Annotated in this window: 18 protein-coding genes; 8 read left to right on the top strand and 10 right to left on the bottom strand. The window is 70.4% G+C overall.

Features of this window, described 5'->3' with window-relative positions:
* The first annotated feature begins 17 nt into the window (after window positions 1-17).
* The 4 genes from ABN034_RS02635 to pspAB all read left to right on the top strand — a co-directional run bounded on the left by ABN034_RS02635 (window position 18) and on the right by pspAB (window position 3,010).
* A complete protein-coding gene (locus tag ABN034_RS02635) occupies window positions 18-836 on the top strand; it encodes a PspA/IM30 family protein (RefSeq protein WP_349327839.1) in 819 nt (272 codons plus the stop codon).
* A 3-nt stretch (window positions 837-839) separates the two neighbouring features.
* Complete coding sequence (gene pspAA, locus ABN034_RS02630) at window positions 840-1,118, top strand: PspA-associated protein PspAA (protein ID WP_349327840.1); 279 nt, start codon at window positions 840-842, stop codon at window positions 1,116-1,118.
* Window positions 1,119-1,300: 182 nt separating this feature from the next.
* Window positions 1,301-2,206 carry a zinc metalloprotease HtpX gene (gene htpX, locus ABN034_RS02625; RefSeq protein ID WP_349689340.1) on the top strand — a complete coding sequence of 302 codons (906 nt, stop codon included), beginning with the start codon at window positions 1,301-1,303 and terminating at the stop codon, window positions 2,204-2,206.
* A gap of 234 nt (window positions 2,207-2,440) precedes the next feature.
* The gene (gene pspAB, locus ABN034_RS02620) at window positions 2,441-3,010 is read left to right on the top strand and encodes a PspA-associated protein PspAB (RefSeq protein ID WP_349689339.1); all 570 of its coding nucleotides are present in this window, start codon (window positions 2,441-2,443) and stop codon (window positions 3,008-3,010) included.
* Window positions 3,011-3,118: 108 nt separating this feature from the next.
* Here the strand turns inward: pspAB and ABN034_RS02615 are convergent, their stop codons facing one another.
* Window positions 3,119-3,997 (bottom strand): GNAT family N-acetyltransferase, encoded by an 879-nt coding sequence (locus ABN034_RS02615; protein WP_349327844.1) that lies wholly within the window; start codon window positions 3,995-3,997, stop codon window positions 3,119-3,121.
* A gap of 55 nt (window positions 3,998-4,052) precedes the next feature.
* On the opposite strand from ABN034_RS02615, the gene ABN034_RS02610 reads away from it, so the two are divergent.
* The gene (locus ABN034_RS02610; RefSeq protein WP_349689586.1) at window positions 4,053-5,159 is read left to right on the top strand and encodes a glycerate kinase family protein; all 1,107 of its coding nucleotides are present in this window, start codon (window positions 4,053-4,055) and stop codon (window positions 5,157-5,159) included.
* Between the two features lie 151 nt (window positions 5,160-5,310).
* The gene (locus ABN034_RS02605; protein ID WP_349327845.1) at window positions 5,311-5,673 is read left to right on the top strand and encodes a HesB/IscA family protein; all 363 of its coding nucleotides are present in this window, start codon (window positions 5,311-5,313) and stop codon (window positions 5,671-5,673) included.
* 39 nt (window positions 5,674-5,712) lie between these two features.
* Here ABN034_RS02605 and ABN034_RS02600 read toward each other — a convergent pair whose 3' ends face one another.
* The 8 genes from ABN034_RS02600 to ABN034_RS02565 form a co-directional block, all read right to left on the bottom strand.
* Window positions 5,713-7,215 carry a CehA/McbA family metallohydrolase gene (locus ABN034_RS02600; protein WP_349689338.1) on the bottom strand — a complete coding sequence of 501 codons (1,503 nt, stop codon included), beginning with the start codon at window positions 7,213-7,215 and terminating at the stop codon, window positions 5,713-5,715.
* A 25-nt stretch (window positions 7,216-7,240) separates the two neighbouring features.
* A complete protein-coding gene (locus ABN034_RS02595) occupies window positions 7,241-10,069 on the bottom strand; it encodes a hypothetical protein (protein WP_349689337.1) in 2,829 nt (942 codons plus the stop codon).
* On the bottom strand, window positions 10,066-11,838 hold the full coding sequence (locus ABN034_RS02590) for a sugar ABC transporter permease (protein WP_349689336.1): 1,773 nt from the start codon (window positions 11,836-11,838) through the stop codon (window positions 10,066-10,068). Before ABN034_RS02590 ends, ABN034_RS02595 begins: the two co-directional genes overlap by 4 nt.
* Window positions 11,838-13,319: an ABC transporter substrate-binding protein gene (locus tag ABN034_RS02585; protein WP_349689335.1), complete on the bottom strand. Its 1,482-nt coding sequence runs from the start codon at window positions 13,317-13,319 to the stop codon at window positions 11,838-11,840. Before ABN034_RS02585 ends, ABN034_RS02590 begins: the two co-directional genes overlap by 1 nt.
* Window positions 13,316-14,110, bottom strand: a complete 795-nt coding sequence (locus tag ABN034_RS02580) for an ATP-binding cassette domain-containing protein (protein ID WP_349689334.1) — start codon at window positions 14,108-14,110, stop codon at window positions 13,316-13,318. The genes ABN034_RS02585 and ABN034_RS02580 overlap by 4 nt, the downstream gene beginning before the upstream one ends.
* Before the next feature lie 111 nt (window positions 14,111-14,221).
* The gene (locus tag ABN034_RS02575) at window positions 14,222-15,703 is read right to left on the bottom strand and encodes a M81 family metallopeptidase (RefSeq protein ID WP_349689333.1); all 1,482 of its coding nucleotides are present in this window, start codon (window positions 15,701-15,703) and stop codon (window positions 14,222-14,224) included.
* Between the two features lie 45 nt (window positions 15,704-15,748).
* Window positions 15,749-16,606, bottom strand: a complete 858-nt coding sequence (locus tag ABN034_RS02570; RefSeq protein WP_349689332.1) for an amidohydrolase family protein — start codon at window positions 16,604-16,606, stop codon at window positions 15,749-15,751.
* 5 nt (window positions 16,607-16,611) lie between these two features.
* Window positions 16,612-17,601 (bottom strand): aldo/keto reductase, encoded by a 990-nt coding sequence (locus tag ABN034_RS02565; protein WP_349327853.1) that lies wholly within the window; start codon window positions 17,599-17,601, stop codon window positions 16,612-16,614.
* 190 nt (window positions 17,602-17,791) lie between these two features.
* Between ABN034_RS02565 and ABN034_RS02560 the strand changes: the two genes are divergently transcribed.
* Window positions 17,792-19,093, top strand: a complete 1,302-nt coding sequence (locus tag ABN034_RS02560; RefSeq protein ID WP_349689331.1) for an enolase C-terminal domain-like protein — start codon at window positions 17,792-17,794, stop codon at window positions 19,091-19,093.
* Between the two features lie 25 nt (window positions 19,094-19,118).
* Here the strand turns inward: ABN034_RS02560 and ABN034_RS02555 are convergent, their stop codons facing one another.
* A complete protein-coding gene (locus tag ABN034_RS02555) occupies window positions 19,119-19,613 on the bottom strand; it encodes a hypothetical protein (protein ID WP_349689330.1) in 495 nt (164 codons plus the stop codon).
* Between the two features lie 257 nt (window positions 19,614-19,870).
* On the opposite strand from ABN034_RS02555, the gene ABN034_RS02550 reads away from it, so the two are divergent.
* A complete protein-coding gene (locus ABN034_RS02550; protein WP_349327856.1) occupies window positions 19,871-20,875 on the top strand; it encodes a carbohydrate kinase family protein in 1,005 nt (334 codons plus the stop codon).
* Window positions 20,876-20,897: the final 22 nt, after the last annotated feature.

Genomic DNA, 20,897 nt, shown 5'->3' with positions numbered 1-20,897 from the left:
GGGGGCGGCCGACCTCGATGGGTATCCTCAACCGCTTCGCGATGATCTTCCGCGCGAAGGCCAACAAGGCGTTGGACCGCGCTGAAGATCCGCGCGAGACCCTTGACTACTCGTACCAGAAACAGCTGGAGATGCTCCAGAAGGTCCGGCGCGGAGTCGCCGACGTCGCCACCAGCCGGAAGCGTCTCGAGCTGCAGATGAACCAGCTGCAGCAGCAGTCCGGCAAGCTCAAGGACCAGGCGCAGAAGGCGCTCGGCATGGGCCGGGAGGACCTCGCCCGCGAGGCGCTGACCCGACGGTCCGGTATCGAGCAGCAGCTCACGGATCTCAGCACCCAGCACGCGACCCTGCAGGGCGAGGAGGAGAAGCTCACGCTCGCCGCCCAGCGCCTGCAGGCCAAGGTGGAGGCCTTCCGCACCAAGAAGGAGACCATCAAGGCGACCTACACCGCCGCCGAGGCGCAGACCAGGGTCGGCGAGGCGTTCACCGGCATCTCCGAGGAGATGGGCGACGTCGGCATGGCCGTGCAGCGTGCCGAGGACAAGACGGCCGAGCTCCAGGCACGTTCCGGCGCCATCGACGAGTTGCTCGCCTCGGGTGCGCTCGACGACGTGACCGGCACGGGCAAGGACGACATTTCGCTCGAGCTCGAACGCATGGCGTCCGGCAACGACGTCGAGAGCGAGTTGGCGGCGATGAAGGCACAGATCGGTGGCGGCAGCGCCGAGGCCCCCAAGCAGATCGAGGGCCAGGCCGCCGAGGGCGACCAGGCCGCGTCTCCGGCCAGCCCGAAGTCCCAGGCGGCGCCGGAACAGCCACAGAGGCAAGGTGAGTGAATCGTGATCGTCCGCATTCTCGGAGAGGGGCAGGTCAAGGTCGCCGACAAGCACCTTCAAGCCCTCAACGAGCTCGACAGCAGGCTCGAGTCTGCGGTCAACGCTGGCGACGAGGCAGCCTTCCGGGCGGCGCTGCAGGCGCTGCTGGAAAAGGTTCGCGCGGTCGGGACCAAGCTCCCTGACGACTCCCTGGAAGATTCCGACCTCTTCCTCCCGCCGGAGGACGCCACGGTCGATGAGGTCAAGGAACTCCTCGGCGAGGAAGGTCTCATCCCCGGATAGTGGAACTCGAGAAGACCGCCATGACGGTGGTCGAACTCATCCGCCTCATCCGCCGCGCCCGTGACGGGTGCGGCGGATGCTGCCGAGCGAAGCTCTCTCGGGGCTGGAACGAGACCACGCCGGGAACATTTGGGCGCTCCCGCGTCGTCCTATGAAGTGACTCTCGAGGAGCGATGAAAAAGATGGCTCGCACACGATTTCTGCCCGACCGGGGCCTTACGTCGCGAATGGTTCTGGTCATGTTCCTGCTCGGCCTGCTCTACGTCGCGGCGATGGCCGGGCTGATCGCCGCGGGTTTCGACGTTGCCCTGGTGCTGATCATCGCTGCCGGTTTCCTGGTCGCGCAGTGGTTCTTCTCCGACAAGATCGCGCTCGCCGCGATGGGTGCCCACGAGGTGTCACCAGAAGACGGCCGGATGGCGGCCGAGCTCCACGGCGTGATCGACCGCCTGTGCGCACTGGCGGACATGCCGAAGCCGCGGGTCGCGATCGCCGACACCGACCTGCCGAACGCGTTCGCGACCGGCCGCAATCCGAAGAAGGCGGTCGTCTGCGTGACCACCGGTCTGATGAGGAAACTCGACACCGACGAGCTGAGAGGCGTGCTGGCGCACGAACTGTCCCACGTCGCCCACCGCGACGTCGCCGTCATGACGATCGCGTCGTTCCTCGGCGTGCTCGCCGGCCTGGTGGCACGGTTCGGGATGTACTCCGGCCTCGGCCGCAGCCGCGACAACACCGCGGTCATCTTCGCCGTCGTGTGGCTCGGCAGCATCGCGGTCTACGTGATCAGCTTCATGCTCACCCGTGCGCTGTCCCGCTACCGCGAGTTCGCGGCCGACCGGGCCGGCGCCTACCTCACCGGTCAGCCGTCGGCGCTGGCGTCGGCCCTGACCAAGATCTCTGGCGACATGGCGCAGATCCCGACCCGTGATCTCCGCAAGGCCCAGCCGGCGCAGGCGTTCTTCTTCGCGCCCGCGGCCGTGGGCAAGACGCTCGGTGGCCTGCTCTCCACCCACCCGCCGACCGAGAAGCGGCTCGAACGCCTCGCCCAGGTGAGCGCCGAGCTCGGCAAGCCGATGGCCTAGACCCAGCGCCCCTGACGACATGCCCACGCCACCACCCGCGCCCCGACAACCTCGTGATCATGATCGTGATCATGAGGGATTTCGGGGTCTATGGCCTGGCTTTTCCTTCATGATCATGGGCGCAGCGCCCGCCCGGGCATGCACGTCGACCAGGTTCTCCCTGGGCGAGCACATCGAGTGCGCACGACGACCAACCACCTCGCGATGATCGAGACGATCTGAGAGGCTGCCGGGATGAAGTTCCTCGACGCGTTGCTCGGGCGTAGCCAGCCCAAGAAGCCCGACCTCGACCAGCTGTTCGGGCTGCCCCAGGCGGCGCTGACCCTGGAGGCGGCGACGGACTTTCGGCCGACCGGCGTGGGTTCGGTGTGCTACCGGGCCGCCGAGGGCGGTGCCTTCGCCGCCACCCAGGCCGATGTGCAGCAGCTGCTGGACGCCGACGAGGGCCCCAAGGTCGAGCGCACCCAGGACAGCTACGGCTTCACCTGGTTGGTGTGCAAGCACGACCCGTCCGATGCCTCTGGACTCGTGACCGACCTGCATGCGGTCAACAGTGCGCTGGAGGCGTCCGGGTTCGGGCCGTTCCTGCTCTGCTCACTGCTGACGTTCCGCGACACCGGCGGCCGCAAGCTGGCGCTGGTCTATCTGTACAAGCGCGGGAGCTTCTATCCGTTCGCTCCGCAGACCGGCGAACGCCGCGACAACGCGCTCGAGCTGCAGATCCGGGGGCTCGTCACCAATGACCTGCGGGTCGAGGACGACCTGTCCCGCTGGTTCCCCGTGTGGGGTGCGCCGGGCCTGTGAGGCGGCGCCGGTCCGGTGCGCGCGGAACGCCGGGCCGATTGCCGGCGGTCGTACGTTCGGTGAGGTCCGGCTCTTGTTCGGCGGCGTCCTTGCCGTACGGGATGCCACTCAGAGAAACGCGCCGGAGGGAAGGTAGGGGGCGGGCGGACGCATGTGGCGCAGGCACAGATAGCCCTCCGTACGCAGGGACAGACCGGCCGCCAGTGCGACGTCCACGGCCCACTCCTGCGCGGCGGTGAGGAAGTCGATCCGGGTCAGCGCTCCCTCGGGCGCGCGGGCCAGGGCCGACCAGAGCAGCCGCTGCGCGATCTTGCGGGTCGTGGCGGCCAGCAGAACCGGTGTACCCGAGGCGTCGACGAAGCAGTAGCCGCTCCCCGTCAGTGTGTCGCACACCAGCAGTCCGAACTCGGCACACAGGAACTCGTGGTCCACCCCGTGCGCCGCTCCGCGGATCTGGCGGTCGACCGAGTCGCACAGGTCCCGGTCTCCCGGGCCACCCTCGCGGATCCCGTCGACCACCGGCAGGGCTGCCCGGTTGACCGTGCCGGTGATCCGGATGGTCGGGTGCAGCGTGAAACCGGCGAGCCGGTAGCGACGCGCCGCGCGCGGGTCGGACGTCGAGATGATGATCCCGCGCAGGCACCCCTGGCTGTAGCCGAGCACCGCGTCGAGCAAAGCCGAGCCGATCCCGGCGCTCTGGTGGTTCGGATGGACGAAGTACGCCGACAACCCCCAGAGCTTCTCCCTCCGCAACGCCATCGTGACGCCCACCACGTCGCCATCGGCGTCGGCGACCCAGCAACCCTCGGGGTCATGGCGCAGGAAGTGCTTGGCCCGGCGCGCCCACAGCGAACTCCACTCCGGCGACGCCGGCCCCGGCGGCGGCGAAGTGCCGGTGGGGCGCGTCGCCCGGACCAGCTCCAACGCCGCGTGGGTGAGTGCTCTGGCGGCCACGATGTCGTCATCGCGCATGGGGCGGATCAGCACGAAGTGACCCTATGCCGGGACCCCGCACGTGCGCACCCGCCCGTCACGCGCCAGGATGTCGGGCGTGCGCGTGCTGATTGCTCCTGACAAGTTCGCCGGGACTCTGACCGCGGTCGAGGCGGCCGAAGCGATGGCCGAGGGCTGGCGCCGGCAGGCTCCAGCCGACGACGTGGTCACGGTGCCGATGTCCGACGGTGGGCCCGGATTCGTCGACGTCCTGCGCGCGGCCTCGGGCGGCGAGTTGGATGCCGTGACGGTCACGGGTCCGCTCGGTGAACCGACGCCCGCCACCCTCCTTCGTACCGGCGACACGGCCTATCTCGAGTCGTCGCAGGCGTGCGGGCTGGCGCTGGTGCCGGAGCAAAGGCGCGATCCACACCGGGCCACCACCTTCGGTGTGGGCGAGATGGTGGCGGCCGCGATCGACGCGGGCGCGCGCCGGCTGGTCGTGGGCCTCGGAGGGAGCGGGACCAACGACGGGGGAGCGGGCCTCTTGGCCGCACTCGGCGCCACCGCGGAGCCGTCCGGGGCGCTCACGTCCGGTGGCGCGACCCTTGCCGACCTCACCCACCTCGACCTGGCCGCGGCACGGGAACGCGTGGCCGGCGTCGAGATCCTGGCGGCGAGCGATGTCGACAACCCCCTGCTCGGCCTGCGGGGGGCGACCAACATCTTCGGCCCGCAGAAGGGTGTCGGAAAGGACGAGCTGGTCGCCCTGGACGCCGCCCTCGAGCGCTTCGCCGATCTGGCCGATCGTCCGCTCGCGGACGCCAAGGGTGCGGGTGCCGCCGGTGGCCTCGGCTACGCGCTGCTGCTGCTCGGCGGCCGGCGGGTGCCCGGTATCGAGACGATCATCGACGCCGTACGCCTGACCGAGCGGGCCCGCAAGGCCGACGTCATCGTGACCGGCGAGGGTGCCTTCGACTTCCAGTCCAAAAGCGGCAAAGTGGTATCCGGTGTCGCGGCAGTCGCGGCGGAGGTCCTGCGGCCCTGCGTGGTCCTCGCGGGCGACGTGCTGGTCGGTTCCCGGGAGATGCGCACGATGGGCGTCGAGTCGGCGTACTCCCTGGTCGACCTGGTGGGCCGGGACCGTGCGCTCGGCCAGGCCAGAGACAGCCTCGTCGCCCTCGCCGAACGCGTGGCCAGGACTTGGTCCCGCTGAGCGCACCCGCCGGTGAGCTGTGCAAGCATGGTGGCGGTGCTCCCGGGGATGTCCGTACATCGGGATCGCTGAGCACCGGAATGGCTGAGCTGCCGCGGACGTTGCAGCCAGCAGACATGACCGCGACCAGATGATCACGGGAGTCCGATCTATGACCATTCAGGGCGACCTGACCCAGGAGCAGCAGGCCGACGGCGTCGTGCTCACCGACGCGGCAGCGAGCAAGGTCAAGAACCTCCTCGATCAGGAGGGCCGTGACGACCTCCGGCTTCGACTCGCGGTCCAGCCGGGTGGCTGCTCCGGCCTGCGCTACCAGCTGTTCTTCGACGAGCGCGAGCTCGACGGCGACGTCGTCAAGGAGTTCGGCAACGTCGGCGTGATCGTCGACCGGATGAGCGCGCCATACCTTCAGGGTGCGGTGATCGACTTCGTGGACACGATCGAGAAGCAGGGCTTCACGATCGACAACCCGAGCGCCACCAGCTCCTGCGCCTGCGGCGACTCGTTCCACTGAGCGTTCCCTGAGCCCTGGACTCCTTCGCGCCCGGCGCTGTCAGGCTCCGGTGTCGAGGAAGATCGGGTTCGTCAGCGCCACCATCGGCTCGAAGTGCGTCATCGCCGCGTGCGGTCGGCGCACTTCGACCCTGACGTAGTGCGAGGCCGCGGCGGTCGTGGTCCAGGTCGCGGTTCTCTCCCCACCGGTCTCCAGCTGGGCGACGGCTCCCTTGTCCGTGACGAACCGGACGAATCCTTCCGGCGCGCCCCTGATGGCCACGTCGAGTGTCACCGGGGCGTCCCAAGGGAGGCAGAGTCGGCCACCGATCCCCGCGACGTGCCCCGCACCACGCGCTGAGACCTCCAGCTCGACTTCTGCTGACCCGGTGAGGTAGCTGTGCCCCGCGCGTACTCCGGCCAGTACCGCTTCCCGGGTCAGCGCCTCCGCGCGGACGACTGTCTGGCCGAGGCCCACCCTGTCCTCGCCACCGTGGAAGTCGCTGCTGCCGACCGCGGGCAGCCACCGGCCCGCGCGGCCGGCGGCCACCAGAGCGGCGTCCCAGGCGCGGAGCGACACCTCGTCGTCGGGTGTCCAGTCGCCGTTCCACACCTCGATCGCGTCGACGTCGTCGAAGCCGTACTTCCACGCGCAGCCCAGACACGGCGCGAACGGATGTGCGGCGATCGCGATGCCTCCCTGGCGGTGGATCTCGCCGACCGTGGCGGGGAGCAGGCCGTCGGCCGCGCGGAAGCGCCAGTCGATCCACGAACCCTCCGTGAGACCCGCGGCGACGAGGTGCCCGTTGCGGGTCGTCACCTCCTCACCCACGATGATCAGCAGGTCGTCGCTGGCGTGGTGGCCCCAGATCCCGGCCGCGCTGCAGGTGTTGTGCTCCGTGGAGACGATGAAGTCCAGGCCGGCGTCTCGTGCGGCGGCCGCGAGTTCGGCGGGCTCCAGCTGCCCGTCCGAGTGGACCGTGTGCATGTGCAGGTCGCCGCGGTACCACGAGGGACCCCGACCGTGCGCCCGCGCGGGCGCTGGACAGGGTACGAAGTCTGCGTCCGTACGACCCGACTCCGTACGACCCGACTGCGTACGACCCGACTGCGTACGACCCGACTGCGTACGACCCGACTGCGGCGTATCCCGTCGCAGCGTGACCTCGACGCGATAGGTCATGCCCTGCGGCGCCACGGTGTACGGGCCCAGCAGGATGTGCCAGGTGCCGGCGTTGACCGGGCCGGGGACGTAGCCGGGGGTGGCCTGCGTACGTCCGAGCACGAAGGCGTCGCGCGCGCCCCCGGACCATCCGCGGAAGCCGGGGCCTTCAGGCACGTCATGGCCGCGTTCGTCGAAGATGCCGATGTCGAGCGCGTTACCTGGCAGTCCGGCGGGCGGCTCCGGCCGGTCGTAGCCGTAGGCGACGGCGATTTCACGGACGCCTTCGGGTACGTCGACCGGCAGGTAGACCCAGTCGGGCGCGCCGATCTCGAACCGGCCCTCCAGGACCACGGTCTCGTCGCCGTCACCCACCGCATCGGTATTGGCGGAGAAGCTCACCCGGTCGAGTATGGGCCCTCCTTCGTCACGGGCCCCACCAGCGTCGAAATCGGCGGACCAGACGAACGACCATAGCGTCGCCTTGTGACTGGCGACCAACCTCGCGCCCGGCGGGCTCACTGCCTGCCAGGTCCGGGTCGTACGGACTGTGCGACCGACCGGCCCGGCTCCGCGCCAGCCGTAGGTAGCCGTCGGCGATGGGTGACACCGGCTGGCCGGCACGTAGCCGCCTGCTCAGCTCCAGCCAGACATGTGCGTGTTGGATCGCCGCGACCTCGGTGACGGTACGCCGGTCCTCGCCGAGAAGGAGGCCCGCGAGCTCGGGTGCGACGAGAACGGCCGATCCCAGGTGCTGGAGGCACCGACCCTCGCCCTGGTGGTCGGCGAGCTTGCGGAACTCCGTCAGGGCGTGTTGCCACAGGGCGGCCGCGACCGTCGCTCGGCCCTGCATCCAGGCGGCGACGCCCCGAAGCTCCGCGGCGTGTGCCTGCCCCGCGGAGTCGCCACACTCGCCGGACCGGCTCTCCGCGAGGTCGAGGCGGTCGAGCGCACGGTCGGGCCGACCCTGGTGGAGGTAGACGACGCCCATCGTCAACAAGGTGGTGACCTCACCCTTCACGTTCTTTCGCGGAAGGCGCTGCCAGACGCGCTGGAGCTCGAGTTCGGCGCCGGCCAGCTCGACGGCGGCCATCATGGGGTCGGTCGCGCTCTCGGCGCGGGCGAGGTGGAGTAGGGCCCGCTCGTGATGGTGCCACGCACCCAGATCCCAGGCGGTGGGCCGTCGCCACGGCAGCCAGGACCACCTGTCGGCCGGCACAGGTACGCCGGCCTGGCTCAACATGGCGGCGGCGTCGTCGAACATGCCCGCGGATCGGTAGACCGCCGCCATCCGGACCGCTGCGAGGCGGTCCAGGTCGTGCCGGCCGGCAGTGTAGGCGAGCTTGACGAGGTTCTCGTGGACGAGGCGAGCACCGAACACCTGCTGCTGGCGGACGTACCAGACGTCGACCGCGTCCGCGAGCCGGGCGAGGTCATCGAGAGTCAGCGCGAGCAACTCGCCCTCGGGATAGTCCTCGGTGGGCGTGTCCACGTAGCTGGCGGTGAGCAACGCCCGGAGCAACGGCTCCTCGGCTTGGAACCACAGGGCGGCCGACCTGGCGTAGTCCACGCTGTCCAGCAGGATGCTCCACCGTACGGCGAGATCGGCGTAACGATGGACGAGCGAGGACAGAGCGGCGCGGACAGCGGTCATGCGTTCGCTGTCAGGTTCGGTCGCCCTGACCGCCTGGCGTACCTCGAGCGGCATGCGATACCTGCCGACCGGCGAGCGGCGGACGAGATACCGGTTGCAGAGCTCCTGGATGGGGTCGACGAGGTCGATGTCGTCGAGTTGTGGAGGGGTGGGGCGACCGAGCTCGTGCGACGTCGCAGGTCCACCGGACTCCATCGCGTCCAGGGCATCGATGCCGCGGCGCGCCGCCTCCATCGCCTCGACCGTGAGCTCTGCGACGGGAAGGTCGGCGAGGGCGCGCGCCAGGTGGCGGGCCTTGCGAGACATGCTGACGCCGGTGCGTTCCAGAATCGCCAGCCAGACGCGCTCGCGCGGATCCTGGTCGGACGTCATGTGGCGCCACAGGCGCGTGGTCAGCTCGGCCGGGCTCCAGTGGCTCTCGGGGCGGCCCATCTCCCGCGCCAGGTCGCGGACCGCCCCGGGCCGCCCGCCGCACACGGCGAGTACGTCGTCCAGCCAGTCGGCGTCCTGCGGCTCCCCGCCGTCCCGTGGTTGTTCTGCGGACCAGACCGTGCGCATGCTCGAGGCGTCCAGCTCTCCGAGCGCTACCACGCAGTCGTCGGGGAACGCGGCGCCGATGGTGGGCCGCCCGGCCACGACGAGGTACGGATGGCTGCCGTCGGTGGTCCACTGATCGACGAGCCAGGTGACCTGGCCGGCGTCGATGACGTTGTCCAGGAAGAGGACCGCGGGCCGTCGTGACAGCTCGTCACGGAGCCGCAGGGCCGCGTCGGCGAGGATCTGGGGCTCCGCGCTTGCCGGCTCGGCCGCACCGAACATCGACAGGAGCCGCCCGGCGATCGTCGGTGCGTCGTCGGGAGATCGGGTGGACCAGCCACGCAGGTCGAACGGCGCGGTGTCGGCGGCATCGACGTAGCCACGCTCGACGAGTTCCGCGACGACCGCCTCGGCGACGGCTGAGCTCCCGATGCCCGGGAGCCCTGTCACGGCGAGCAGACCGCGGCGGCAGACGATGTCGAGTCCCCGATAGACGTCGCTGTCACGGCCTGCGAGCGGTGCGGGGGTACGAAACCACGCAGGTCGCAGGGGCGGTCCGGGCGCCACCAGGTCGCTGTCGAGGTCGCGGTAGCGGTTCCGGTTGCGCTCCAACACCCGCCGGGTCAGCCAGAGGATGGTGAAGAGTCCACCGACGCCCAGGACGTAGCGCAGATCGCTGAGGATGTTGCCGAGTGCGTCGGAGAGAACGCTCAGAAGGAAGAGGCCGACCGTCGTCGTGGCCAGGACGGCGGCGTTGCGGACCGGACCCCACCGGGGTTCGACGTCGATCTTGGCGGCGGGCGGCGCGGCAGGTGGCGGTGCCGGCGTGATCGGTGCCTGCCCGACGAGTGCCGGCGTGATCGGTGCCTGCCCGACGGGCGCGGGAACGCCCGCGGCCGGTTCCCTGGGCGATTCGGCGTCGGGGAAGCCCAGGCGTGACGCCGCCGATCCGGAGGGGGGCGCTCCCGCGCCACCGCCAGCCGGCGCCGCGTAGCCGGGATCGGGGTCAGGCGGCCGGCCAGGACCGGCCGGACCGCCAGGTGCGGTGTCGTCTGGTCCGCTCATCGAAGGACACCTCCGGTGAGGCCCGGCACCACCCACCGGCGCCAGGTGGCGAGCAGGACGACCACCGGGACCACGGCCGACACCGCAGCGCTGGCGGCGACCGTCCCGGCAGAGGTGCCGAACTGCCGCGCCTCACCCCAGAGCACGAGCGTGAGCGGGCTGGAGCCCGGTCCGCTCACCAGCAGGGCGATGATGAAGTCGTTCCAGACCTGGACGAACTCGATCACCGCCACGGCGACCACAGCGCGTCCGGCGTTGGCCCAGAGCCGGGTTGCGGCGGTGACCGCTCGTGTCTGACCGCGCAGGGCGTCCACCTCCGGGCTGTCCGGCGCGGCGATCAGCGCGGCACGAAGGATGAGGATCGCCAGCGGCAGGGCGGCTGCGGCGTGGACGAAGATCAACGAGAAGTCGGAGCCGGCGAGGCGCAACGCCGTGAAGGCCTCGCGAAGCGGTACGGCGTACATCTGCACCGGCGCGACGGCGAGCAGAGTGAGCGCGGCGACGACGACCCGGGCCAGCCGGGGCCGGGTGCTCAAAGCCAAGGCACGGGCGGCGAAGAGTCCCGTGCCGACCACCAGGACGGTGGCGCCGAGGGCGACCGTCAGCGTGGTCGACAGCGAGTCGACGAGCCCGGGCGCGGAGATCTCGAGCGACCGCAGCGACAGGCCCTCCGTGCCCCGTCGCCACCAGCCCGTCGACCCGGCGTCAATCGGGTCTCGAAGGGCCGTGGCGACCAGGGAGATGACCGGAAGCGCCCAGAGGACGCAGATGCCGCTGCCGACCACGATGCTCCAGCCGCGGGTGCGTACGTCGGACTCGCGACCGCGTTCGCGCCACCAGTGCGGCGGGCTTGTCGAGACGTTGCGTGGCCGGCCCATGGCGTGGCTGAGCACGAGCGCCACGACGCCGAGCATGGCGAACAGGATCACCGCGAGAGCGGCGGGTTGCCCCTGGTCCTCCAACGGCTTCGCCGTGAGGCGCCACCAGTGGACGGCCACCGTGTCGACGTCGTCCTGCATGGGTCCGGGCGTGGCGACGAGTACGAGGTCGAACAGCCGGACCGCCGCCGCCACCAACGTCAGCGTGATCGTGGCCCCGACTGGCCAGAGCATCTGCACCCGGATGCTCAGCTGCCGGAGGCGGCCCGCCCCCTCGACACGCGCCCGGCGGATGACCCCTTCGGGACTTGCCCGGAGCCCCGCCCGGAACAGTGACACCGCGAAGCCCAGCCACGTCCAACAGAACGACGAGACGAGTACGAACCAGATCAGACCCGGGCCGAGCCAGACCGGTGTCCGGTCGAAGAGCTCGAACACCAGCGCGCTTGCCAGCCCGCGCTCGGGGACGGGATCGAACATCAGCCGGAAGGCAGCGCCGGAGGCGACGGCCGAGGCGCCGAACGGCAGGACGATGACGCCCATGAACGCCAGCCACCAGCGGTCGACCGCCCTGCTGAGCATGGCGATGCCGAAGCTCACCACCACCAACGCCAGGGCGGTGACGATCCAGAGGGCCGTGTGCCACAGGGCGCGGAGCGCGTCGGTGTCACCGAGGACGGCGGCGAAGTTTCCGAACCCGAACCGGTCGGCGTCGAACGCCTGGACGACGGTCACGAGCATGGGCACGATGAGCAGGACGAGGACCATGGCCGCGGGGATGGCGAGGACGTAGTCGAGGACCTTCACCGGCGGCCGGCCGGGCACCAGCGGCCCGCTCATGGGGCGGCTGGTGACCTCCAGCCGGAGGTCGCGATGCGACACGATCGCCATCAGAACCCCTGGAGGTCCACGCACTCGTCGATGGCCGCAGCCGCTGCGCGGCGCCTGAGGTGCAGCGACGTCTGGTCGACGTCGGGTCCTCCGGCTTCGTCCTCGAGGGCGATCAGCCGTTCGATCGCCCGGTCGGCGGCCGCTGGCGCCAGGTCGGCGTGGCCGTTGCCTACCTCGGCGAGCAAGTCCTGCAGGACTCTCCACAGTCCTTCGCGGCCACCGATGGCGCCGATCTGGTCCGAGAGGTCGAACTGGTAGGGCCGTTCGTGCAGCTGCCGCGCGAACGACCCGACCTTGGGCGTGTAGCTGCCCTGCGGTGTGTTGCGGTTGGCCGGGATGAAACCGCCGTGGCCCGCGATCCAGTTCACCGGCGCGGACGGGTGAGCCAGGCGTCTGATCAGGTCGGCCGCGTCGTCCACCGCCGCCCGGGTCAGCACTGCCGCGTCGCCGCCCGCGATCAGCGGTGCATCCTGCGCGTCCACCCGAGGGAAGGCGAAGATTCCCCAGTGGTCGGTACATCCGTCGCCCTCCGGGCGACCGAAGTCACGGACGAACGGCTCGGCGAAGTCGGGGACGAGCACCATCGCCGCCCGGTGGTACCGGAACACCTCGAGCACGGCGTCCGGGAACTGCTGCACCAGGGACTTCTTCACACCGCCGGACAGAGCTCCGGGCGCGCCCCACATCTGACCCAGCAACACGAGAGTGTCGCGCACCTTGGGGTGGTCCCACGGTCGTGGTGACCCGCCCCTGAGTCCTCGGTACGCACAGGGCGAGTGCCCCAGCAGGACGTTCTCGAAGAACAGCGTCAGCATCCACCCGTCGGCTGCGGCGACGGCGAGGGGAGCGACGCCTCGGCGTACGAGCTCGGCGTTGACGTCGGTCCATTCCTCCCAGGTGCGCGGCGGCTCGAGGCCGTACTTCGCGAACACGCACGTGCGGTACCACACCAGCGACTCGTGGGCGAGCTTGAAGGGCAGACCGTACGCCGCCGGGTCGCTGCCCTCCTCGGGATCGAACAGCAGGTCCCGCCACACGAGGTCGTAGTTCTCGCCGACGGTGCCGTAGGACAGGAGGTCCCTCGGCAGCGGCTCGAGGACGTCACGGTTCTCCCACACAAGGCCCGGCATGGGCAGCATGACCACGTCGACCCGGCCGGCTCCCCGCGCGGCCAGTGCGGTCGAGATGTCGTCGCCGAGGGGTACCGGTTCGACGGCGTACGTCTTGGGCCGCATTCCGGGCAGGTCGTCCAGGTGGTCGATCAGCCGCCGGAACGCCACGAGCTCGGCGGCGCTCCATGCGACCGCGACGCGGACCGCCGAGTCCGGTCGTACGAGGTCATAGCCCGCCGAACAGCCGGCGCCACCGCCGGCGAGCGGCAGGAGGCCGGCCGTGCGCAACAGGCCTCGCCGGCTGAGGCGAGCCGGGGGCCCTGCCGACCTGGCATCGTCCCGGTCGCCGGCATGCGTACGCGGGTTCATCGGACACCACCGGGCTCCACGCCCACGGGGTCGTCGTCGAGTTGCCGCACCCGCGCGGCGTCGGTCGTGATGATCAGCATGGCCACGAAGGGGTGGGGGACAGGTCGATCAGGCACGCCCACGTGCTCGGTTCGCCGCACCCGGCGACGCTGGTCCCCGAAGACAGCGTCCCAGGTGGGCTGTCCGGGTGCGTCCTCGAGTACGACGGCGGAGGGCTTCCAGCACATGGCCCTGGCCAGCCCGAGGAGTTGGCGTTCGGTCGGGGTGAGGTGCTCCGGTCGGCGTTCGGCGATGGGTTCGAGACCGAACGCGGAGACGGTTTCCTGGACGGTCTTCGTGGCGTCCTCAGTCGCGGGCGCCGTCGGGCACTGCGCCTGCAGGATGTGGTCGAAGACCGTGCGCTGCGGCTCGAGCCAGCCGTCGGCCGGCACCAGCCTGATCCCGCACTGCCTGCTCTGCTGGTGGTTGAGCCGGTGTTTGCGATGCCGGCGGTGGTCGGTGTGCTGCTGGCTGACCACGGTGTCGTCGACGAACACCCGCCCGTTGGACGGCTTGTGGAGTCCCACGATCACGTCGGCGAGGACGTCCACCGAGGGTTGGTCTCGTACGACCGCCGCCCGCACACTGCCGGCGCGTACCTGAAGGTTCAGCTTCGTGCACACACCTACGACCGTGAGGCGTTCCAGTCGTAGTCCGACCATGCCACTCCCCCTGGGGACAAGGCTGCGCTGCCCGTCCGCCACTCGGATCTCGGATCCGCCGGTCCCGGCGCGCTGCGCGAGCGCGTCCATCTGGTCACAGTGCCGAAAGAGATGATCTACCTTAGGTGACGAGGGTGATCTTGTGCAGCATCCGATCGGCTGGCCGGCGCCGGTCCGCCCCGCCGCGCGGGTCCGGGATCATCAGTCGAACACGACCGGCGTGAGGTCGGGCTCCGCGAGGTCGGCGTCCAAGGGATGCACGGGGCGTAGGACGTGCTGGTAGTCCAGCCCGTTCAGGTCCTGGTTGACACCGCCCGGCGTCAGCGCCAGCACCCACCCCCGGGCCGCCCGGTACAGGTCCGGCTGGAGATAGCCGATCTTGACCGCGGTCAGGTCGTGGGTGGCCGGGTCGAGGCCGAGGCCGGTGAAGTCGGCGACATGGTGGAACGGCTTGCGGCGGCTCGTGAGGATGGCCGAGATGCCGCCGGTCCGCACGACCGCGATGTCGCCTCCGGTCCGGTCGTCCCGCTGCACATGCGCGACGCGGCCGGCGAGCGGCACCGACTCACCGCCACCGAACTCGCCGCCAACCCGGACGTCCACCTCGGCACCGACGCCGGCATCCACGCAGGTACGCACCGCCGCGGGGGCGACACAGCTCGCCCAGATCGCCGACCGCTCGCCGGAAACCAGGGCAGGCGTGGCGAGCAGCTGGCCGAGGAACCACGCGACGTCGTTCGACCCTCCTGCGGTGGGGTTGTCACCGGAGTCGCTCACGAAGAACGGCCGCCGGTCGGAGCCGAACGCCTGGGCGATGCACCAGTCCGCAGGCCCCGCGGGTGCACAGAACTCGAAGCCGTCCCGGGCGTCCCACCAGGCCTGTGCGAGCCGGGTGGCCTCGCCGGTGACAGCGCTGCGGTCAGTGCCCGACACGAGGACGGTGGCGGCAGAGCGTGGCTCGTCGGCCCATGCGTACCCGACCCAGAGGGAGGCGTCGAGCACGCCGTCCCGGCGTTCGGCGTCGGCGAGCGAGGCGTAGATCGACTGTGCGGGTTCGACCCGGGTACTCGTCTTCTCACCCGGGAGTAGGACCGGGATCCGGACCCAGGCGCGTACCGGTCGGACGTCCTGGACCAGACAGTGCACGAGGGTGCGGACCGCGCGCTCGCGGGTCTCGACGTAGTCGATGTGGGGCGCCGTGCGGTACGCCGTGAGCAGTTCGACGGTGCCGGCAAGCTCGCGGGACACCTGTCCGTGGAGGTCCATCGACGCCGACATCAGGCACGCAGGGCCCACGAGGTCACGGATCTTCGCCGCCAGCCCGGCCTCGGAGTCGCGGCGTCCCTCCACCGCCATCGCCCCGTGGATGTCGAAGTAGAACCCGTGCATCGGGCCCGCGTCGAGTGCGGCTCGGAGCCGGTCGAGCAGCTCGGCCTCGAGCGAGTCGTACGCCTCGGGGAGCACCTGACCGCCCGGCAGCGCGGACGCCTGGAGCAGCGGGACGAACTCGACCTCCGGTCCGTCCGGGAGCCGCCAGTCGGTCAGGAACGGATAGCGGTCGGCCAGTTCGTCGCCACGGCCGACGCGGAAGTCGGCCAGTGTCGTGCGGTGGGGCGCGAACGTGCTCGACTCGGTGGACATCCCGGCGATGCCGATGCGGTAGGTCCCGGTGCTCTCGCTCATGGGCGGCAAGTCAACACCACAAGTGTTTCGGCGGTGCGGTCGTCCTCAGGTGAGCGCATAGAACCGTCGCGCGGTGCCGCCGAAGACGGCCACGCGCTCGTCGGCGGTGAGGTCGGCAGTGAGCTCCTCCGCGGCGGCCACCCAGTCGGAGTACGACGTGGCGAGCAGGCACACCGGCCAGTCGGATCCGAACATCACCCGCTCAGGGCCGAACGCGTCCAGCACCTCCTCGACGTACGGCTTCAGCGTCGCGACGTCCCAGCGCGCCCAGTCGGCTTCGGTGACGAGGCCCGACAGTTTGCAGGTGACGTGGGGATGGGCCGCGAGCTGGCGGATCTGCGTGGTCCATGGCTCCCGCTGCCCGGCGGCGATCCCGGGCTTCGAGCAGTGGTCGAGAACGAACGCCACCTCGGGCAGCTCGGCGACCGTCGCGACGGCAGCCGGGAGCTGGACTGGAATGGTCAGCAGTTCGTACCGCAGTCCCGCGGCACCGACGGCGGCGAGGCCGCGGCGGACGTCCGGTCGGCACAGCCATGCCGGGTCCTCCTCGGACTGGACGCCGTGCCGGATCGCCCGCAGGTAACCACCGCCAGGGGCGTCCCGCAGCGCAGCCAGATCGTCCGCGACCGAGGCCGCGGTGAGATCGACCCACCCTGTGACGGCACCGACCAGCTCACTGGTCTGGGCGAGTGCGAGGAAGTCCCGCGTCTCCGCGGTGTCGGAGAGCGTCTGCACGAGGACGGTCCGCGTGATGCCGTTGGCCTGCGCATGCGGTGCGAGGTCGTCGAGGCCGAAGCTGCGCCGGATCGGTGCCATGGCCTCGCCGACGATCCAGGGTTCGTCGCGGACGGCGAGGTCCCAGACGTGGTGGTGCGCATCGACGCGGAGTGTCTCAGCCGCCATTGCCGTCACCGGCCGTAGCGAACCGCGCCGACGGCGGCGAGGTCGTCCCACAACGCCTCAGGGACGTCGTACTCGATCATCGCGAGGTTCTCCTCCAGCTCGGCGACTGTCCGGGCGCCGGTGAGGATGGACGCCACAGCCGGGTGCGCGAGCGGGTACTGGATCGCCGCCGCCTTGAGGGGTACGTCGTGGCGTGCGCAGACCGCGCCGAGTTCCTGCGCCCGGGCCACCAGATCCGGCGGTGCCGTCGTGTAGTTGAACGTGGCACCCGGACGGGGGTCGGCCAGCAGCCCGGAGTTGTAGACCCCGCCGATGACGATCGAGACACCGCGTTCGAGGCAGGCGGGCAGCACGTCGGCCGCCCCGGTCTGGTCGAGCAGCGTGTAGCGACCGGCCAGCAGGACCGCGTCGATCTCGGTCTCCAGGACGAACCGGGTCGGGATCCTGGACTGGTTCATGCCGACGCCGATCGCCTTGACGACTCCCTGCGACCGCAGCTCGTGCAGGACGGGATAGGCGACCGTCAGCGCCTGCTCCTCGTGGTCGTCGGGATCGTGGATGTAGACGACGTCTACCGAGTCCAGCCCCAGCCGGTCGAAGCTCTCGTCGAGCGAGCGTCTGATGGCGTCGGGGGAGTAGTCGTAGATCGCCTCCGACGGAGGAGCGTCGACGAACCCGTCGGAGTCACCGTCGGGGTTGTCCACAATCAGCCGGCCGACTTTGGTCGAGAGGACGAAGCTCGTGCGGCCGGCATCGGCCACGGGTGCGGCCGCCAGTGCCGCGCCGATCCGCCGCTCCGCGATGCCGTGGCCGTACAGCGGAGCCGTGTCGACATAGGTCAGGCCCGCGGCGAGCGCCGCGTGCACGACCGCGGCCGCGGTGGCATCCTCGACATGGCTGAACATCCCTCCCAGCGGCGCCGTTCCCAGTCCCAGCGCTGTGACCTCGACCCCGCTCCGGCCCAGGGTGCGCCGCTCGGTTGCCCGCTTCGTCATGCCTACCTCGCATCGCTTTCCCGGCGCGCGGACGGTGACCACGCGCACCTGTGAACTGGTGAGCCAGGTACGGCTCGGCGTAGGAGCCAGCCCGACCTCATGGCAAGCTGACGCTCGGATCCTAATAGTCATCAGACGGATTCGGTCATGTGCGGAACCGCCGAGGGCCGCCGAGGAAGGGAGCCAGCGGGTGACGAAACTCGTTGCCGTGGACGTCCATGATGTGAGGTTCCCCACCTCCGCGGGCTGGCACGGCTCCGACGCCATGAACCCCGATCCCGACTACTCCGCCGCCTACGTCGTCCTCCGTACGGACGAAGGACCACATGGTCACGGCTTCGTCTTCACGATCGGGCGCGGCAACGAGGTCCAGTGCGCGGCGATCCAGGCGCTCGCGCCGGTTCTCATCGGCCGCGACGTCGAGGAGATCTGCGGCGATCTCGGCGTGGTGTATCGGGAGCTCGTGGGCGACTCGCAGTTCCGCTGGCTCGGCCCCGAGAAGGGGATCATGCACATGGCGATCGGCGCGATCGTCAACGCGGTCTGGGATCTTGCCGCCAAGCGGGCCGGCAAGCCGGTCTGGAAGCTCCTCGCCGACCTCACGCCGGAGGAGCTCGTCGCCCTCGTCGACTGGCGCTACCTCAGCGACGCCCTCACCCCGGCCGAAGCGCTCGACCTGTTGAAGAAGGCCGAACCCGGACGAGCCGAACGCGAACGCCGGCTGCGGTCGGACGGTATCCCGGCCTACACGACGACGCCGGGCTGGCTCGGCTATGACGACGCCACCGCCGAACACCTGGCCCGCCAGGCGGTCGCCGACGGGTTCCGCCAGATCAAGCTCAAGGTGGGGCGCGACCTCGACGACGACCGACGGCGCCTCGCGATCGCCCGCCGTGCGGTCGGCGACGACATCAGGATCGCCGTCGACGCCAACCAGTGCTGGGATGTCGCCGAGGCGGTGTCGTGGGTCGACGCGCTACGGGAGTTCGATCTCTGGTGGGTGGAGGAGCCCACCTCACCCGATGACATCCTCGGCCACAAGTCCATCCGGGAGGGGATCGCGCCGACCAAGGTCGCGACGGGGGAGCACGTCCAGAACCGGGTGATCGTCAAGCAGCTGCTCCAGGCCGGGGCCGTCGACATTCTCCAGCTCGACGCGACCCGGGTGGGCGGTGTCAACGAGAACCTCGCGATCCTGCTGCTGGCCGCGAAGTTCGGCGTACCGGTGTGCCCGCACGCTGGTGGCGTCGGTCTCTGCGAGCTCGTCCAGCACCTGGCGGCCTTCGACGCGGTGGCGGTGGGTGGTGACCGTGCGGACCGTGTGGTGGAGTTCGCCGACCATCTGCACGAGCACTTCCTGACACCCGCGGTCGTCCGCCGCGGTGCCTACGTCGTGCCGACCGCGCCGGGGTTCTCGGCCGAGATGCGTCCGGAGGCGCTGGCCCGCTACGGCTTCCCCGACGGCCCGGAGTGGTCGGGCGCCGGTGGCTGAACGTTTGGCCAGCGCCCCGGCCGGGTCAACTGGTGACCTTGACCGTCTTGCCCGATGAGCCGTCGACCACCGGCCGATCCCCGAGGGGTTCGTCGAGGTGGACGGCGACGGACTTCTCCTGGATGACCTGCGTACACACGAGCTTGTCGTCGGACGGTTGCGGTTTGCGACGGTGCAGCTTGACCGTCACCGCGTCGTCGCGCTGGCTGACCTCGGCCTCACGGAGATCAGGCGTACAGGGAGTAGGCAGGGTATAGCCGATCGTGAGTGTGCCGCCCGAGGCGTCCTGCTCCACCTTGTCGATCCTGATCAACGGTGTCCACGTGGAGTCGTCCGGCGGCTTCGCCGGCGGCATCTCCTGGCTCTTCCTGGACGGCTTGGGTGACGGATTCGACGTGGCGGTGGGCTCGTCGGCCTCGGGCTCGGTCTCGACCGTCGACGTCCCACCGCAACCGGTGAGCAGGACGCCCGCGGCCACGAGTGCGGCGGCCCGGGCCATAGCCATGGTGCGAGTCCCCATCAGTGCCTCCCGGATCACGGGGCGGTGCCTCGCCGGAACCTGCTGTGACGGGACACCTCCCGGGTCCGACGTCCGGCTCTGGACAGCGGTTCCAACCCGTCGACGCGACCGGTATGGGTGGAGTCGGTCACACCTGCAGAGGTGTCCGCCTGGGTAGGGTGGCGTATCTCGGCTCGCCCCCCGTGGTGGCGGGCGAGGTCGAGAGGTGCCTCGTACAGGCGTCGACTACTGCCCGCCAGACCGAAGGGGACTTCTCCGTGCGTATCGCGGTGACCGGATCGATCGCGACCGACCACCTCATGACCTTCGACGGCAAGTTCCGCGACTCCCTCGTGGCCGACCAGCTGGACAAGATCTCGGTGTCCTTCCTGGCGGACGAACTCGAGGTGCGGCGCGGCGGCGTGGGACCCAACATCGCGTTCGGGATGTCCCGCCTCGGCCTCCGCCCGGTGCTCGTGGGTGCGGTCGGTCAGGACTTCGGCGACTACCGTTCGTGGTTGGAGCGCCACGGTGTCGACTGCCACTCCGTCCACGTGTCCGAGCTCAGGCACACGGCCCGCTTCGTGTGTACGACCGACACCACCCAGGCACAGATCGCGACCTTCTACGCCGGTGCCATGGCGGAGGCCCGCGAGATCGAACTCGCGCCGGTGGCCGAGCGGGTCGGTGGCCTCGACCTGGTGCTCATCGGGGCCAACGACCCCGCGGCCATGGTGCGCCACACCGAAGAGTGCCGCGACCGGGGGTACGCCTTCGCGGCGGATCCCTCCCAGCAGCTGGCGTGGTCCGACGGCGAGCTGATCCGATCGCTCGTCGACGGAGCGACCTACCTGTTCACCAACGAGTACGAAGCCGCGCTCGCCGAGCAGAAGAGCGGCTGGAGCCCGGCGGAGATCCTCACCCGGGTGCAGGTGCGCATCACCACCCTGGGAGAGAAGGGCGTACGCATCGACCGGGCCGGTGAGCCGACGCTGCATGTGCCCTGCGTACCCGCGCGGGCCGAGGTCGACCCGACCGGCGTGGGCGACGGGTTCCGGGCAGGCTTCCTGGCCAGCCTCGCGTGGGGACTGTCGATGGAGCGCGCCGCCCAGGTCGGCTGCCTGCTCGCCACCCACGTGATCGAGACCACGGGGCCCCAGGAGTACCAGCTCGCCGCCGACACCTTTCTCACCCGCCTGGCGCAGGCGTACGGCGACGAGGCGGCCGCGGAGGTCGAGCCCCTCCTGCGATCCGCGGCGATTGTCACGCCCGAGCCGGTGTGACGGCCGGGTCCTCGGGGCGCGG

The organism is Actinopolymorpha sp. B11F2 (genome assembly GCF_040195635.1).
Lineage (GTDB): Bacteria > Actinomycetota > Actinomycetes > Propionibacteriales > Actinopolymorphaceae > Thermasporomyces.
This window is presented reverse-complemented; position numbering and strand designations above follow the sequence as displayed.

Excerpts from the sequence above, each read along its gene's own strand:
- ABN034_RS02635 (WP_349327839.1), top strand. The coding sequence starts at position 18 with ATGGGTATCCTCAACCGCTTCGCGATGATCTTCCGCGCGAAGGCCAAC.
- htpX (WP_349689340.1), top strand. The coding sequence starts at position 1,301 with ATGGCTCGCACACGATTTCTGCCCGACCGGGGCCTTACGTCGCGAATG.
- pspAB (WP_349689339.1), top strand. The coding sequence starts at position 2,441 with ATGAAGTTCCTCGACGCGTTGCTCGGGCGTAGCCAGCCCAAGAAGCCC.
- ABN034_RS02610 (WP_349689586.1), top strand. The coding sequence starts at position 4,053 with ATGTCGGGCGTGCGCGTGCTGATTGCTCCTGACAAGTTCGCCGGGACT.
- ABN034_RS02605 (WP_349327845.1), top strand. The coding sequence starts at position 5,311 with ATGACCATTCAGGGCGACCTGACCCAGGAGCAGCAGGCCGACGGCGTC.
- ABN034_RS02595 (WP_349689337.1), bottom strand. The coding sequence starts at position 10,069 with ATGAGCGGACCAGACGACACCGCACCTGGCGGTCCGGCCGGTCCTGGC.
- ABN034_RS02590 (WP_349689336.1), bottom strand. The coding sequence starts at position 11,838 with ATGGCGATCGTGTCGCATCGCGACCTCCGGCTGGAGGTCACCAGCCGC.
- ABN034_RS02585 (WP_349689335.1), bottom strand. The coding sequence starts at position 13,319 with ATGAACCCGCGTACGCATGCCGGCGACCGGGACGATGCCAGGTCGGCA.
- ABN034_RS02580 (WP_349689334.1), bottom strand. The coding sequence starts at position 14,110 with ATGGACGCGCTCGCGCAGCGCGCCGGGACCGGCGGATCCGAGATCCGA.
- ABN034_RS02575 (WP_349689333.1), bottom strand. The coding sequence starts at position 15,703 with ATGAGCGAGAGCACCGGGACCTACCGCATCGGCATCGCCGGGATGTCC.
- ABN034_RS02570 (WP_349689332.1), bottom strand. The coding sequence starts at position 16,606 with ATGGCGGCTGAGACACTCCGCGTCGATGCGCACCACCACGTCTGGGAC.
- ABN034_RS02565 (WP_349327853.1), bottom strand. The coding sequence starts at position 17,601 with ATGACGAAGCGGGCAACCGAGCGGCGCACCCTGGGCCGGAGCGGGGTC.
- ABN034_RS02555 (WP_349689330.1), bottom strand. The coding sequence starts at position 19,613 with ATGGGGACTCGCACCATGGCTATGGCCCGGGCCGCCGCACTCGTGGCC.